Raw genomic sequence first — 15099 nt, 5'->3', positions numbered from 1 at the left:
AGCCTCAATCAGCGCCCTTCGAATTTCGGGGGGCGTTTTTCCATGAAAGCCACCACACCTTCGGCGAAATCGCGCGAACGACCACATTCGCCTTGCAGATGCGCCTCTTTTGCTAGCTGTTGTGGCAGGGTGTTTTCGTATGTTCCACGAATGGCCTGCTTGATCGCGCCATAAGCTGCCGTAGGACCATTGGCCAGATATTCCGCCCGTTTACGCCAATGCGCAGCGAAGTCTTCATCGGGTACGGCTTCCCAGATCATGCCCCATTCATCCGCTTGCCGCGCGGTGATCTTATCGGCAAACAGAGCGGCGCCCATCGCCTTGGCCAGCCCCATCTGACGCGGCATGAACCAGGTTCCTCCGGCATCGGGCAACAACCCGATCCGCGCAAAGGCTTGCAGGAAGTAGGCACTTTCAGCTGCAATCACCACGTCCGCGCAAAGGGCAAGGTTGGCCCCTGCCCCGGCCGCGGGTCCATTTACGGCTGCAATGGTCGGCACCGGACAGCTGTGGATCATCTCCAGCATCGGTTCATATTCGTCCCGCAGCGACCGCTCCAGATCAATCTTGCCGGTTGACGATGCATCGCCCAGATCCTGACCGGAACAAAAGGCAGGACCAGCACCGGTGATCACGATGCACCGGGCTCTGGTTGCCGCATCTTTCATTGCATGGGTGATTTCAGCGCGCATCTGAGTTGTCAGAGCGTTCATCTTGTCTGGTCTGTTCAATGTCAGAACCGCCAGACCGCCCGTAATGTCCAGAACAACCGTTTCGTACTTCATGAAAACCCTCCCGTCGCGCCTCGCTTTTTTGCACACTTACTGGCCCAAGCGAGATGGGAAAAGCAGAACCATACGTCAGTCTTCAAGAATTCGGCGCAGACGTTCTTTTTCATCCTCACTCAGCGAAGTGTCCTCAACCGATGCATGGGCTTTCGAGCGATTGCGTAGGAAATTGAGGCCAACGCCCGCCGCAATCAACAACATGATCGGCCCGGCGAGCCAAAGAAACAGGTTTGAACCGCTGGTGGTCGGCTTCAGAAGAACATATTCGCCATAACGATCCACGATAAAGGCAATCGCCTCTTCATCGCTGTCACCTGCCACCAGACGCTCACGCAGCAGTAGACGCAAGTCTCGCGCCAGATCAGCGTTGCTTTCGTCGATGCTCTCGTTCCGGCAAACAAGGCAACGCAACCCGGTGCTGAGATCGCGGGCCCTTTGTTCAAGCACCGGATCATCCAGCACCTCATCCGGCTGCACCGAAAACACGGGCGACGCCAGCAGCATCAGGATCAGTACAAGACGTTTCATTCTGCCGGCACTCCACCAACCGGGGTTTTTCTGGCCCCTGCGGCGACACGGAACCGCCTGTCGCACAGGCTTAGGATACCGCCAAGCGCCATCAGAATGCAGCCGCCCCAGATCCAGTTTGCGAGCGGCTTGATATAGGTGCGCATGACCCACCCCCCATCTGCCTGCTGATCACCGATCACGACGTAAAGGTCACCCAGGAAACGATAATCTATCGCAGCCTCAGTCGTGGGCATACGCGCCACCGGATAGTCGCGTTTTTCAGGGTGCAATGTTCCCATCAGGTGCCCATTCTTTTCAACCAGAACATCTGCCGTGGTCGAGAAATAGTTCGGCCCCTCGACCTGTCGCACGTCTTTCAGCGTCAGCGTGAACTGCCCCACTTCGAACGGTTGGTTGGGTTGCGCCACGCGGATATCCTCGTCCTCCCACGCAGTCAGGCCAGCGACGGCGAAAATGGTGACACCCAGACCCGTATGGGCAACCGCCTTCCCCCAATCCGCACCCGGCAGGCGGAAAAGGCGTTTCAGACTACCATTGCGGCCCGTGCGGTTCCACAAATCGATAGCCGCCCCAAAGGTGATCCAGGCCCCAAGGAAAAGACCCACCGGACCCAGCGCGCTGCGCCCGGTTTGCATCGCCCAGACCAGCAGGGCAATCGCCAACGCAAGCCCAAAGGCATAGCGCAACGACCACGCCGTCTTGCCAATCCGTCCCCGCTTCCAGGGTAACATCGCCCCAATCGGCAGGACCAGCCCAAGCAGCACCATGAACGGAGAAAACGCTGCATTGAAAAACGGAGCCCCGACCGAGAGCTTTCGGTCGAACATCATCTCGGCCACCATCGGCCACATGGTTCCAACGAATACGACGAAACAGCTGACCGCCAGCAGGACGTTGTTTACAATCAAAGCGCTTTCCCGGCTGACCATGCCAAAGACGCCCTTTGCCTCCATCGTTTGCGCACGCGCGGCAAACAGGGTCAGCGCACCACCGATAAAGAACACCAAGATCAGCAGAATAAACACGCCCCGTTCAGGATCGGTTGCAAAGGCATGAACCGACGTCAGAAGGCCAGACCGCACAATGAACGTGCCGATCAGTGAAAATCCGAATGCGATGATCGCTAGTAGAATGGTCCAGCTTTTTAGCGCCTCGCGCTTTTCCACAACAATGGCAGAGTGCAAAAGGGCTGCCGCCAGAAGCCAGGGCATGAACGATGCATTCTCGACCGGATCCCAGAACCAGAATCCACCCCAACCCAATTCGTAATAGGCCCACCACGACCCCAGCGCGATACCTATGGTCAGAAAGATCCAGGCCGCCAATGTCCAGGGGCGCACCCAGCGCCCCCAGGCCGCATCAACGCGCCCTTCGATCAGGGCCGCGATGGCAAAGCTGAACGCCATGCTCAACCCCACGTAACCGAGATACAGAAATGGCGGATGAAAGGCCAACCCGGGGTCTTGCAGCAACGGGTTCAGATCGCGCCCGTCAAACGGTGCAATTGCAAGCCGGTCGAACGGGTTCGAGGTGAACAAAATGAAGGCGAAGAACGCGACAGCAATTGCCGACTGCACAGCCAGCACACGCGCCTTGAGCGACGGCGGCAACCCGCCGCCAAAGAACGCAGCCAATGCGCCAAACAAGGTGACGATCAACACCCAAAGCAACATGGATCCTTCGTGGTTGCCCCATGTTCCACTGATCTTGTAGATCATCGGCTTGGCAGAATGGCTGTTCTCAACCACGATCCTCAGGGAAAAGTCGGATACGACGAAAGCCCAGATCAAAGCACCGAAGGAAAAAGCCGTCAGCAGAAACTGAACGATGGCCGAAGGTTCCGCAAACGCCATCCATCCGGCCCAGCGTTTCGAAGCCCCGATCAGGGGCACTACACTTTGTACGATGGCGACAAAGAAGGCGAGGATAAGGGCGAAGTGGCCGAGTTCTGTAATCATACCCCGGAATATACTCCGAGGCTAAACCGGGGGCCAATAACTTTCGCCCGATCCGGGGGCACATAGTGTCGCGGGTCAGGTCCCGCGACGCTTGCGCCAATCCTCAAGCGCCGGGTTGGAATCCGGGTGTGTGACATCCAGAAACAAAGCAGAATCCGGACCGGGATCCGCACCACCCGGGCTGTCACCTCGCATCGCGCGCACTTGATCGATGTTGTTCAGAACTGTCGGCAAGCGCAGCAGTGTCGCGCCGATATCGCGCTGAAATTCCTGCATTTTCATCTGATGTCGCGCACCAAAATAGAAGGATACGACCACACCTAACAACCACCACAAAGGCTCAGGAACCAAAGCGATTCCTTGCATCCGTGCGGCAAACCACAGCGGGTCTACCATGGCCGCAACGAACAGCCCGAGCGTTCCCAACGCCAAAGCCGGGCGGGGCAATCGATTCACACCATCCATGAAGCGATCGAACGCCCCCTTTTGGGGGATTTGAAATTCCCCGCCAAATTGCGCCATGGCCTGGGTTTGCAGCTCAGTGCTTCGTCGCGCCCGCGCCTCCGTATTTTCGCGATATAGCTCGACGGTTTCCTGCACCGCATTCCGCCCATTCCCAAACAACAGCGCCAAAACACCCGAGATCAACCCCATGCCGCAACCCTTCTTTGAAACTCTGCGTCCGTCAGATGGTACCGCTGTGACAGAAATTCTTCGGCGCGTTTGATCCAGCCGCCTTTGCCACCAGACCGGGAACGCGCGTATTTTCTGGAGGCAGGCCGCAGATCTGCAAGGCGGAAGTAATAGTTTCGCCGCGCAACCCCATAGGCATCTCGCAAAGAGGTCGGATCCGGTTGCGCAGCGCTTGCGCAAGCCGCCGCCGTCTTCGGGCCGATCACACTGTCTGCCACCACATCGAATCCCATTTGATTCAAAAGCCGCTGCAAAATTTTGACCGCCTGCGTCCCGGCATTGACGTGCATGTCAAAGACCGACGCCTGCAGGACATCGGGCAGGCGCGCAATCCCCGGTTTCTCATAGTAGTGACGCAAAAAAATATCGACTGCTTGCCGCCGGGATAAATCCCTTACATCGCTTACATCGACCACGCCATCACCGTTGAGGTCCAACCCCAGGCGTCGCAGGGTGTGAATGGTCACGCCATGTTTTGTAGCGCCACCGGGATCATCCGGATCATCCACGAACCCGCCCTCCCGCGCCACGATTTCTTCTGCGATCTGTTGAACCGACTGCATGACGTCCCCCTAATTCACCGATCGGGGAAACGGTCCTGCAAATTCATTAAAGTTAGCAAAAAACAACGGGCGCTGCCCGCCTTACACGCGCAACGCCCCACTTCTTATGCTCAAAAATACCTCTGCCAGAGGCACGCAGCGCAGCTGCGTTCAGCTTCCCTCTGCTTCTTGGTAAACGCCTTGCTCCTTGAGTGCGTCAACGACCTCTTTCGGCATGTACGTCTCGTCATGTTTTGCAAGGATTTCCGTGGCTTCAAACACGCCGTTCACGTAACTTCCAGTGCCAACCATACCTTGGTTCTCGGTAAACAAATCTGGCAGAACACCCGTGAATGATACCGGAACACTCTCGCCCCCATCCGTGACCACAAAATGCACAGTTTCACCCTGGCCGCGAATGATCGAGCCTTCTTCAACCAGTCCACCAATGCGGAACACCTCGGTCGGTTTCGGCGGCTCTGCAATCACTTCACTGGGCGAGCGGAAGAAGTTGATGCCATCCTGCAAGGCCCACCCAATCAAAGCCGTCGATGCCACCAAGGCAACGGCCGCTACCAGAATGACTTGTACTCGACGACGTTTCTTGAGCGTTTTCATACCGTCCTCACGGGAAAAGTGGGGCCATCATCAGACCCCGGGTTTCATCCTCACCTAACATCAAGTTGGCGTTCTGCAAGGCTTGGCCACTGCTACCTTTTGTCAGGTTATCCAGCGCAGCAACCACAATCACGCGCCGCTCGATCCGGTCTGCGACCACGCCGATATGGCAGAAGTTCGACCCCCGCACATGATGTGTCGAAGGCGCTTCACCCATCGGCAGCATCTGTATGAAAGGCTCGTCCACATAGGCTTTTGCCAGTGTTTCATAGACGCTCTGCGGGTCGCCTTTCACATAGGTGGTCGCCAAAATGCCGCGGTTCGCAGGGATCAGATGCGGTGTGAATTGCACATGTACTGTCCGACCAGCCAGCTTCGAAAACTCCTGATCGAACTCTCCCAGATGCCGGTGCGTGCCGCCGACCGCGTAGGCGTTGTATCCTTCACTCAGTTCAGCGTGCAGCAGATTTTCCTTGAGCGACCGCCCGGCCCCGGACACTGCGCATTTCAAGTCCAGAATAATATCGTCCAGATCGATGACCCCCGCCGAGATCAACGGCCGCAGAACATATTGCCCGGTTGCTGCGTTACATCCAGTCCCCGCCACAAGGCGCGCCGAGCGGATCTCGTCACGATAAAATTCAGTCAGGCCATAGACGGCTTCGTCCTGCTGCTCCAGCGCGCTATGTGGGTTTCCATACCACTTCTCGTATTCATCCGCGTCCTGCAGCCGGAAATCCGCTGACAGGTCGATAATTTTCAGATCTTTTGGCAGCGCCCGAATGACTTCCTGACTGGTCTTGTGCGGCAAAGCACAGAAACACAAATCAACATTGGAAAAGTCGATCTCTGAAATCTTGCACAGATCCGGCAAGTTCATGTGGCGCAGATGCGGGAAGACCTGTGCCATGCTCATGCCGGCCTTCCGCTCGGCAGCCAAAGCAACGATGTCCATATTCGGGTGCTCGGCGATCAGCCGCACCAGTTCCGCGCCGGTATAGCCGGAAGCGCCCAGAATTGCGATATTATGGGTCATGTCAGACCTCTTCTTTACGTGTGTCACATATCACGACCGCCGATGTGACGGTCTTTGAATTAGAAAATCGGAAGGGGTGCGTCCTTGACCTAAATCAGGCCGCCTCGAACGAAATCTGTCGTCGGAGGAACTGCGTTGCCCGATCGCTGACAAAACCCGGCTTGCCCGTGGTCAGGTGCCCACCCGCGCCTTCGCCCTGCATGTTCGGATGACGCTGTAGATAATCAGCAAGGCTTTCAGCAACCAGATCGCCCTGGCTGAAAACCTGAACATCCGGTCCCAACGCCGCCTGAAAGGCCTCTGCCATCAACGGGTAATGCGTGCAGCCCAGAATAGCCGCCTGGGGTTCTGGCATTTTGCGTTTCAAAGCATCCACATGGCTGCGCACCAGCGCCTCGGCCAGGATCATGTCACCATCTTCAATGGCATCGACCACACCGCCACAGGCCTGAGCCTCGACATCCACGCCGATTGCCCGGAATGCCAGTTCCCGCTGAAACGCCCGGCTGGACACGGTGGCAGGTGTCGCGAACAAGGCCACATGCTTGACGGCCACTTCGCGCGGCGGCGAATTATCGCCCCACTGCCGCTCAGTCAGTGCTTCGATCAAGGGAACAAAGACGCCCAGCACCCGCTTGCCCTCGGGCACGCCTTCTTCCTGCATCCGCCGCAACGCGGCAGCGCTGGCTGTATTGCAGGCCAGAATCACCAGATTGCAGCCCCGGCCCCAAAGATCGTGCACCGCATTGCGGGTCAGCTGATAGATATCCTCGGCATCGCGCACACCGTAAGGTGCATGTGTACTGTCCGCATAATACAGGAAATCCACGTCGGGCAGCCGTTGCTGCGCGGCGTTGAGGACGGTCAGACCGCCCAAACCGGAATCAAAGATGCCTACTGCCATTTGCCCCTTCAGGCGCGATGCCGTTCCTCAAATTCATAGCCGTAGTCATAAGACTTCAGCGGTGTCGGAGACAGCTCATACGTGGCTTTGCGCAAGAAATCCATCATCTTGCGCGTATCCTTGCCCAAAGGGTCCAGAATGTCGCGGCCGATCGGCTCGCCAATCACCACTTTGACAGTCGTATCCACCCGTTTCTTGAACTCTTTAATCAGCAGGCCCATACGCAGCGTATTATGCAGATGGCTTGCGATCTGGAACAGGCGCGAAGTGTGCCCGTCGAAGAAAACCGGCACGACCGTGGCATTTGACTTGGCCACCATCCGGGCGGTAAAGCCGCGCCAGCCTGGGTCCATTGGATGCGAAAACGGCTTGACGGCGGTGCTGACTGTTCCTCCCGGAAAAATCCCGATCGAACCACCGTTGTCGAGGTAGTTCAACGCGGTTTTGCGCGTCTCAAGGTTCAGTTTCATCGCCTCTTTCGTCTCATCAAACGAAATGGGCAAGATGATCCGGTTCAACTCCTCAGCCTTGCGGAACACCCGATGCGCCAGAATGCGGAAATCGCCCCGGGTCTGCGACAGCATGTGACCCATCATCATGCCATCCAGAATCCCGTAAGGATGGTTGGCAATCAGGATCAAGGGACCGTCTTTCGGGATGTTCGACAGCGATCCTCCCACCACATCCAGCGTCAGCCCGTAGCGTTCGACCATAACGGTCCAAAAGTCTCGCCCATTGGCGACTTCTCTTTCGTACCCATCAGCGCGTTTGATCAGGCGCATGCGGCCTGTGGTATTCTCCATCAACTTGATGACCATCCGCCCGCTTTTGGTTTCGGCGGAATGAGCATACGAGATGTCACGAACGACATGACGGCGAGAAGGCATTTGGGTCTCCGGTTTTCTGCCTGCAAAATAGGTGTAAGTAACAATTTTGCCTAGCTATCGTGACACCATTGTGACGATTTACTCTGCCGCGGCCTGCATTTCAGGCCCGCCACTACGGATCGTCGCCAGCAATTCTTCGCGCCTTTTCGCAGCTTTGGCTTCGTTTTCCTGCAAAACAGGGCCAAATCCGCGGATGTCCAGCGGCAAACGGGCCAAGGCCGAAATCGCGTCACGTGTGTCCTGCGACACCATGGGCAACACGTCGCGCATGTCCTTTTCATACTGCCGGATCAAAGCACGCTCCATCCTGCGTTCAGATGAATACCCGAAGATGTCCAGCGGGGTGCCACGAAGCGCCTTCAATTTGGTCAGCAGTTTCAACGGGCCCAAGACGGATTCGCCAAACGCGCGCTTTTGGGGCCTGCCGTTACTGGCCGATCCTCCGAAAACCGGCGGGGCAAGGTGGAAGGTCATCTTGAAGTTGCCATCAAACTCGGCAGCCGCCTTTTCCCGACTTGTCAGCAGAAGGCGCGCAACTTCGTATTCATCCTTGTAGGACAACAGCTTGTGATAGCCCTTTGCCACCGCTTCGCGCACCTCTGCATCCTCTATACTGTCCACCAGTTTGCGATAGCGCTTAGCCAGCCGGGCGCTTTGGTATTCGGTCAGATGTTGAGCACGGAAATCGATAATCTGGTCCAGCGTTTTGGGCATCTCTGCCACGGTTGGAGACAGAATTGACTGTACTTCATCCGGATTCAGTATCGCCCACCGACCGATATCAAACGCACGCTTGTTTCGTTCGACAGCGGTGCCGTTCAAATCGATGGCATCAAAGATCGCCTGATAGCTGACGGGCAATAACCCGCGCTGCCACGTCGCGCCAAAGATCATCATGTTGGAATAGATCGAATCCCCCATCACAGCGCGCGCCAGATCGGTGGCATCGAACAAAGATACGCCTTCTTTCATTCGCGCTTGCAAGGCCAGCTCCAACTGATCCGCAGGAATGCGGAATTCGGTATCACGCGTGAAATCACCGGTGACCGTTTCATGGCTGTTCACGACGGCGCCGGTACGTCCGCTGCGCGTCAAACCCAAGGTTTTGGCTCCGGCTGAAACCACCAGATCACCGCCGATCAGCGCATGGGCTTCGCCAGTCGCAACACGGATGGCACTGATATCATCGGGGCTGTTGGCCAGACGGCAGTGGATATGCACTGCTCCACCCTTCTGCGCCAAGCCCGCCATTTCCATCATACCCGCGCCTTTGCCGTCAATCTGGGCGGCCTGCGCAAGGATTGCACCCAGGGTTACAACACCCGTTCCACCGACACCCGTAATCACGACGTTATGGGTTCCACGGATCTCGGGCAGATCGGGCATTGGCAGATCAGGCAGGTCGATTTCGGTCGTCGCCTCTTTACGGATTTTCGCGCCCTCAAGGGTTACAAAAGAAGGGCAAAAGCCGTTCAGGCACGAAAAATCCTTGTTGCAGCTTGACTGATCGATGGCCCGCTTACGGCCCAGCTCGGTTTGTTTCGGCACGATCGACACACAGTTGGACTGCACACCGCAATCGCCACAGCCTTCGCAGACATCAGTGTTGATGAACACGCGCTTGTCCGGGTCCGGGAATGTGCCCCGCTTGCGCCGACGACGCTTTTCGGCTGCGCAGGTTTGAACATAGACGATGACCGAAACGCCCTCAATCTCGCGGAATTTCTCCTGCACCTGCATGAGATCTGCCCGTTCATATGTCTGAACGCTTGCAGGCAGTGCCTTGAAATTTACGTCTTCCTTTTCGTCATAGACCAGTGCGACCTCAGGAACACCCATCGCCTTCACCTCGGCAACGATCCGTTCGGCAGTCAGGTCGCCTTCGTTATCCTGCCCGCCGGTCATGGCGACCGCGTCGTTGAACAGGATTTTGAAGGTAATATTTGTCCCTGCGGACAAGGCAGCCCGGATCGCCTGAACGCCCGAATGGTTATAGGTGCCATCGCCCAGGTTTTGGAACACGTGCTTGGTGGTCGAAAACGGAGCCTCACCGATCCAGTTCGCGCCTTCACCACCCATTTGAGTGAAGCCGGTTGTCTCGCGATCCATCCATTGAACCATGTAGTGACAGCCGATACCGGCATAGGCGCGGCTGCCTTCCGGCACCTTGGTCGAGCTGTTATGTGGACAGCCCGAGCAGAAATACGGAAGTCGCGTTGCGATTTCCTGTGCGTTGTCGGCCCTGCGTGCCTCGGACAATGATACCAGCCCGGCCCGAATACCTTCGGTTTCGCGCCCCTCTTCAATCAGGATCTCGCCGAGCTTTTCGGCGATCATGATCGGATCCAGCGCGCCGCGCGTCGGGAACAGTTCTTCCCTGTGCAAAGTCCCGGCCCCACCCTTGTACCAACCATAGACCCGACGGCCGCGCCGGTCGTCAAAGATTGCCTCCTTAACCTGAACCTCGATCAACTTGCGCTTTTCCTCGACGATCACGATCAGGTCCAGCCCCTCGGCCCAGTCGTGGAACCCCGCCATATCCAAGGGGAAAGTCTGCCCTACCTTGTATGTGGTGATCCCCAGCCGTTCGGCCTCGGATTCATCGATGTTCAGAAGGGACAGACCATGTGTCAGATCCAGCCAGTTCTTGCCTGCTGCGACAAAGCCGATCTTGGCACCGGATTTACCCCACATCCGTTTGTCGAGCTTATTGGCATGTGAAAACATCTCAGCCGCGAACCGTTTGTAGTCGATGACGCGCGTTTCTTGCAGATGTGGTGTATCGCCTAAACGAATGTTCAATCCGCCTTCCGGCATATCAAATTCAGGCACAACAACGCGCATCCGGTCCGGGCTGCCATCCACGACCGAAGTAACCTCGATCGTGTCCTTCATCGTCTTCAGGCCGACCCAGACACCCGCGAAACGGCTGAGTGCAAATCCATAAATTCCATAGTCGAGGATTTCCTGAACGCCAGCAGGGCTGACGATAGGCATATACATGTCGACCAGCGACCATTCGGATTGATGCAGAACGGTAGAGCTTTCGCCAGTATGGTCATCGCCCATTGCCATAAGAACGCCGCCATGCTGGGCCGTACCCGCCATGTTCGCGTGGCGCATGACGTCGCCGGACCGGTCAACCCCTGGACCTTTACCGTACCAAAGCCCGAAAACCCCGTCGAACTTGCCATCCCCGCGCAAACCTGCCTGCTGACTGCCCCAAAGCGCAGTGGCAGCCAGATCTTCGTTCAATCCGAACTGAAACGTGACATCGTTTTCGGCAAGTGGCTTTTGGGCCCGCATCATCTGCTGGTCAACAGCCCCAAGGGGTGATCCCCGATACCCGGTAACAAGGCCTGCTGTGTTCAGGCCCGCCTGTCGGTCTCTGGCCTTTTGCATCAGCATTAACCGGACCAGCGCCTGAGTTCCGTTCAAAAGAACGGGGCTTTTCTCAAGATCGAACCGGTCGTTTAGCGTTATCTGTGCCTGACTCATCAGACGTCTCCCCTCGTCAGATCAGTGTGCTTCATCTCAATTCATTTTAGGTCATAATTTCTGACCTGTATAGGATTTATCCACTGATAAGTAACGATTTCACCCTTTGAATGTAGAACTTGTCACCTCTTTCATATAGGCGTTCAAATGGATAACGAAAGTTGCGGCGATGGATTGGGACAAGCTTAGAATATTTCACGCAGTGGCCGATGCAGGCAGCCTCACACACGCCGGGGACAAGCTCAACTTGTCTCAATCCGCCGTGAGTCGACAGATCCGAGCGTTGGAAGAATCGCTGGATGCCACCCTTTTTCACCGTCATGCGCGGGGGCTGATTCTCACCGAACAGGGTGAACTGCTGTTCGACGCCACATCCGCCATGTCGAAAAGACTGGACGCCGCAGCCGCGCGCATTCGCGACAGCGAAGAAGAGGTCTTTGGCGTCCTGCGGGTTACGACGACATTTGGCTTCGGCACGCTTTGGCTGGCCCCGCGCCTGCCTAAACTGTACGAGCAATACCCCGATCTGAACATCGACCTGATGCTCGAAGAGCGTGTTCTGGACCTTCCGATGCGCGAAGCCGATGTCGCCATTCGGATGAAAGAACCCAGCCAAGCGGATCTGGTGCGCAAACGTCTGATGACTGTTCATATGATGCTGTATGCGACACAGGATTACATCGAAACGCATGGCGGAATGCTGCAATCTTTGGACGAGATTAAAGACCACCGCCTGATCTGCCAAACCCCCGCCGCCCCACAGGTTGGTGCCAGTGCGGCCATGGTACGTCATTTGATGACTTACAATCCCGGGTCACTGCTGACAGTGAACAACTATTTTGGTGTGCTCCAAGGCGTCCTGCACAATCTGGGCATTGGGGTTTTGCCGGATTACGTCACACAAGACTTTCCGCACCTCGTACCCATACTTTCAGACATCGAAACCGCAGACGTACCGGTCTATTTGGCTTATCCCGAAGAGCTGCGACATTCAAAACGCGTTGGCGCCTTCCGTGACTTCGTTCAGGACGAGATCATTGCCCAACGTAAACAATTGAAAAAAATGGAAAAACTTTAGCTATGCACGCATAGCATATCGGGCATGAGGTCTTAGCAGCGTTAAATTCCTTGAACGTACACAAACCGCCCCCTAAATGAGCAATCGAAGGCGATGATGCCGAAACGCTCATCATCTTCATACCTCCCTGTTGGACTACGGCCGAGCTTATTGCTCGGCCTTTTTTTTGCCCAAGGCTCCGCATTAAGTCAGCGAAAGTTCTGGGAAAAATACACGCATAAGCATATGATCCCAAAAAAACGAAACAATTTCGTGTTCGAGGGAAAATCCATGCTCCAACCACTCCGCCTCGTGTTGGCGATTGTCTCCGCTTTATTTTTAGCGGTACCGCTATATGCGCAAGACACCGGCACAACGTCTACAGTGACCATTCCAGAAGACCTGTCACCCGAACAGGTCGACGATCTGGTTGCGCGCATGTCCGATGACCAGGTGCGCGCGATTCTTTTGGAACGGCTGGATGCAGTTGCAGAAAAACAAGCTGCCGAAAAAGCGGACGTGGAAGACCCACTGACCGAAATAAGCGAGATCTGGGCCGAGATGGTCTCGTCCTGGACACATGTTCTGACCACGCTTCCCAACATCGTCACAGCGCAGATTACCGCGTTCAGCAACTTTAGTGACACGTTCGGAACGACCGGCGTATTTACACTGTTCGGGCTTATCCTCTCGGTGCTGATTGTGGGTTTCATAGCTGAAAAGCTGTTCATATTCCTGACCCGTCGTTGGCATGAAGCGACGGAAGTCTCGGATGAGGGCGACCTTTGGGGCGCAGTCAGTTATCTATTCCGCCGGTTTTGCCGCGAAATCGCCGGGTTGATCGTGTTCTATGTTGTCATAAGGGCAGTTGGCCGTGGTTTGCTGACGCCTGAACAAATCACCTATGCCGCTCCGTTTGTGTTCTACCTGATCTGGATTCCGCGCCTGGGAGCTGCAGCGTCACGCTTTGTTTTGGCACCGGAGAAACCGCAACTCCGGTTGGTCAACATTGACGACCATTGGGCGAAATACCTGTACCGCAACCTCATCGGTCTGTTGATACTGATCGGCTTCACGCTGTTTGTCGTTCGCTTCAACGCGCTCAATGGTGTCACGGGTGATGATACCCGCATTGGCTTCTGGCTGAACGCAGCAATCCACATCTACATCGCGGTTATCGCATGGACCGCCCGCGAAGGGCTGTCTCAGATGATGCTGGGTACGGACCCGGATCATACGATGTTCGACAAGGAAGTCGCGCACTATTACCCCTATTTTGCCATCGGCGTTTCGGTGGCAATCTGGCTTCTGGTCGAGTTTCTGGTTGCACAGCGCGATCCATCGACATTGAGGTTGCTAACAAGTGGTGCGCATTTCACAACCATGTTCTGGTTGTTGATAGCCCCCGCGCTCGACACACTGATCCGTGGATTGGTGCGCCATTTGCAGCCCCCTATGTCTGGCGAAGGCCCTCTGGCTGAACGCGCCTACCGTTCTGCGAAACGCAGTTACATCCGGATTGGCCGCGTTATCGCGGGTCTGATCGTGGTGTTCATGATCGCGCGCACCTGGCAACTTGATCTGCGCAACGTTGCTTCGGCTGGTGTCAGTGCCGAAGTTGGCGGTGCTGTCATCGAATTCCTGCTGATCATCGCCGTTGGCTATATCCTGAACGAGGTCGTCTCGTTGTGGATCAACCGTCGATTGGCAAGGGAACAAACTGCGGCCGAGGAGCTGGACGAAGAAGCAGGCGGTGAAGGCGGCGGTGCCGGTGGGTCTCGTCTGGCGACTGTTTTGCCCCTGATGCGGATAACGGCCCAGATCACAATTGCCGTGATTTTTGGCCTGCTGGCACTGGGTGCATTAGGCATCAACATCACGCCGCTGCTGGCCGGTGCCGGTGTTCTGGGTCTGGCTATCGGCTTTGGCGCGCAGAAGCTGGTCGCTGATATCGTGGGCGGGGTATTCTTCCTGATCGACGATGCCTTCCGCGTTGGAGAATATGTCGACGTCGGCGGCACAATGGGAACGGTCGAGAAGATCTCGGTTCGCTCGATGCAGCTGCGTCACCATCGAGGTGCTGTGCATACGATCCCGTATGGTGAGATTCAGAAGCTGACAAACTTCAGCCGTGACTGGGTTATCATGAAGCTGAAATTCACCGTGCCGTTTGATACCGACCCTAACAAGGTCAAGAAGATCTTCAAGAAGATCGGTGCCGAGATGATGGCCGACGAGACCCACAAGGATGGCTTTCTGCAACCCTTCAAATCGCAGGGCGTGTTCGACTTCGACGATGTCGGCATGATCATCCGCGGCAAGTTCATGGCCAAGCCCGGAAAGCAATTCACACTGCGCAAGGAAATCTTCAACCGGGTCAAGGCAGCCTTCAAGGAAAACGGCATCGACTTTGCCCGCCGTGAGGTGCGTGTTGCGATGCCGGGGCAGGAAGAAGCCGAAAACCTGAGCCCGGAACAGAAGGCCGCTGTAGGTGCCGCAGCCGCAGCTCAACTCAACAAAGACCAGGGGTCAGCGTAACCTACGCGGTTTACGCCTTCAATTTGCGCCAGTACTGCGGTGCATTCCT

At 56.3% G+C, this 15099-nt stretch carries 12 protein-coding genes; 2 read left to right on the top strand and 10 right to left on the bottom strand.

Annotation, left to right across the window (positions count from 1 at the left end; genetic code table 11):
• Positions 1-8 precede the first annotated feature (8 nt).
• The 10 genes from AC2FJZ_RS15460 to AC2FJZ_RS15415 all read right to left on the bottom strand — a co-directional run bounded on the left by AC2FJZ_RS15460 (position 9) and on the right by AC2FJZ_RS15415 (position 11455).
• A complete protein-coding gene (locus AC2FJZ_RS15460) occupies positions 9-785 on the bottom strand; it encodes an enoyl-CoA hydratase-related protein (protein ID WP_496778734.1) in 777 nt (258 codons plus the stop codon).
• A 75-nt stretch (positions 786-860) separates the two neighbouring features.
• Positions 861-1316 (bottom strand): cytochrome c-type biogenesis protein, encoded by a 456-nt coding sequence (locus AC2FJZ_RS15455; protein ID WP_496778732.1) that lies wholly within the window; start codon positions 1314-1316, stop codon positions 861-863.
• Positions 1313-3277, bottom strand: a complete 1965-nt coding sequence (locus AC2FJZ_RS15450) for a heme lyase CcmF/NrfE family subunit (protein WP_496778730.1) — start codon at positions 3275-3277, stop codon at positions 1313-1315. Before AC2FJZ_RS15450 ends, AC2FJZ_RS15455 begins: the two co-directional genes overlap by 4 nt.
• 75 nt (positions 3278-3352) lie before the next feature.
• The gene (locus tag AC2FJZ_RS15445) at positions 3353-3931 is read right to left on the bottom strand and encodes a holin family protein (protein WP_496778728.1); all 579 of its coding nucleotides are present in this window, start codon (positions 3929-3931) and stop codon (positions 3353-3355) included.
• A complete protein-coding gene (locus AC2FJZ_RS15440) occupies positions 3922-4533 on the bottom strand; it encodes a holin-associated N-acetylmuramidase (protein WP_496778726.1) in 612 nt (203 codons plus the stop codon). The genes AC2FJZ_RS15445 and AC2FJZ_RS15440 overlap by 10 nt, the downstream gene beginning before the upstream one ends.
• 150 nt (positions 4534-4683) lie before the next feature.
• Positions 4684-5130: a cytochrome c maturation protein CcmE gene (gene ccmE / locus AC2FJZ_RS15435; RefSeq protein WP_050603464.1), complete on the bottom strand. Its 447-nt coding sequence runs from the start codon at positions 5128-5130 to the stop codon at positions 4684-4686.
• A gap of 7 nt (positions 5131-5137) precedes the next feature.
• On the bottom strand, positions 5138-6166 hold the full coding sequence (gene argC, locus AC2FJZ_RS15430) for an N-acetyl-gamma-glutamyl-phosphate reductase (RefSeq protein ID WP_050603465.1): 1029 nt from the start codon (positions 6164-6166) through the stop codon (positions 5138-5140).
• Between the two features lie 94 nt (positions 6167-6260).
• A complete protein-coding gene (locus tag AC2FJZ_RS15425; protein WP_496671355.1) occupies positions 6261-7070 on the bottom strand; it encodes a glutamate racemase in 810 nt (269 codons plus the stop codon).
• An 8-nt stretch (positions 7071-7078) separates the two neighbouring features.
• Entirely contained in the window at positions 7079-7957 is an 879-nt protein-coding gene (locus tag AC2FJZ_RS15420; RefSeq protein WP_496671358.1) for a lysophospholipid acyltransferase family protein, read from the bottom strand.
• Between the two features lie 78 nt (positions 7958-8035).
• Positions 8036-11455, bottom strand: coding sequence for an indolepyruvate ferredoxin oxidoreductase family protein (locus tag AC2FJZ_RS15415; RefSeq protein WP_496778723.1), 3420 nt, complete (start codon positions 11453-11455; stop codon positions 8036-8038).
• A 169-nt stretch (positions 11456-11624) separates the two neighbouring features.
• Here AC2FJZ_RS15415 and AC2FJZ_RS15410 point away from each other — a divergent pair, with 169 nt between their 5' ends.
• Positions 11625-12533, top strand: coding sequence for a LysR family transcriptional regulator (locus tag AC2FJZ_RS15410; RefSeq protein WP_496778721.1), 909 nt, complete (start codon positions 11625-11627; stop codon positions 12531-12533).
• A gap of 270 nt (positions 12534-12803) precedes the next feature.
• Positions 12804-15050 (top strand): mechanosensitive ion channel domain-containing protein, encoded by a 2247-nt coding sequence (locus AC2FJZ_RS15405; RefSeq protein WP_496778719.1) that lies wholly within the window; start codon positions 12804-12806, stop codon positions 15048-15050.
• Positions 15051-15099 lie beyond the last annotated feature (49 nt).

It is taken from the genome of Ruegeria sp. CDSA079 (assembly GCF_059612245.1).
The sequence above is the reverse complement of the archived record's forward strand: the minus strand, read 5'-3'. Positions and strand labels throughout refer to the sequence as shown.

What these genes read in the sequence shown, in the direction of transcription:
- AC2FJZ_RS15425 (WP_496671355.1), bottom strand. Translation starts at nt 7,070, where the DNA reads ATGGCAGTAGGCATCTTTGATTCCGGTTTGGGCGGTCTGACCGTCCTC.
- AC2FJZ_RS15420 (WP_496671358.1), bottom strand. Translation starts at nt 7,957, where the DNA reads ATGCCTTCTCGCCGTCATGTCGTTCGTGACATCTCGTATGCTCATTCC.
- ccmE (WP_050603464.1), bottom strand. Translation starts at nt 5,130, where the DNA reads ATGAAAACGCTCAAGAAACGTCGTCGAGTACAAGTCATTCTGGTAGCG.
- AC2FJZ_RS15410 (WP_496778721.1), top strand. Translation starts at nt 11,625, where the DNA reads ATGGATTGGGACAAGCTTAGAATATTTCACGCAGTGGCCGATGCAGGC.
- AC2FJZ_RS15450 (WP_496778730.1), bottom strand. Translation starts at nt 3,277, where the DNA reads ATGATTACAGAACTCGGCCACTTCGCCCTTATCCTCGCCTTCTTTGTC.
- AC2FJZ_RS15405 (WP_496778719.1), top strand. Translation starts at nt 12,804, where the DNA reads ATGCTCCAACCACTCCGCCTCGTGTTGGCGATTGTCTCCGCTTTATTT.
- AC2FJZ_RS15440 (WP_496778726.1), bottom strand. Translation starts at nt 4,533, where the DNA reads ATGCAGTCGGTTCAACAGATCGCAGAAGAAATCGTGGCGCGGGAGGGC.
- argC (WP_050603465.1), bottom strand. Translation starts at nt 6,166, where the DNA reads ATGACCCATAATATCGCAATTCTGGGCGCTTCCGGCTATACCGGCGCG.
- AC2FJZ_RS15415 (WP_496778723.1), bottom strand. Translation starts at nt 11,455, where the DNA reads ATGAGTCAGGCACAGATAACGCTAAACGACCGGTTCGATCTTGAGAAA.
- AC2FJZ_RS15460 (WP_496778734.1), bottom strand. Translation starts at nt 785, where the DNA reads ATGAAGTACGAAACGGTTGTTCTGGACATTACGGGCGGTCTGGCGGTT.
- AC2FJZ_RS15445 (WP_496778728.1), bottom strand. Translation starts at nt 3,931, where the DNA reads ATGGGGTTGATCTCGGGTGTTTTGGCGCTGTTGTTTGGGAATGGGCGG.
- AC2FJZ_RS15455 (WP_496778732.1), bottom strand. Translation starts at nt 1,316, where the DNA reads ATGAAACGTCTTGTACTGATCCTGATGCTGCTGGCGTCGCCCGTGTTT.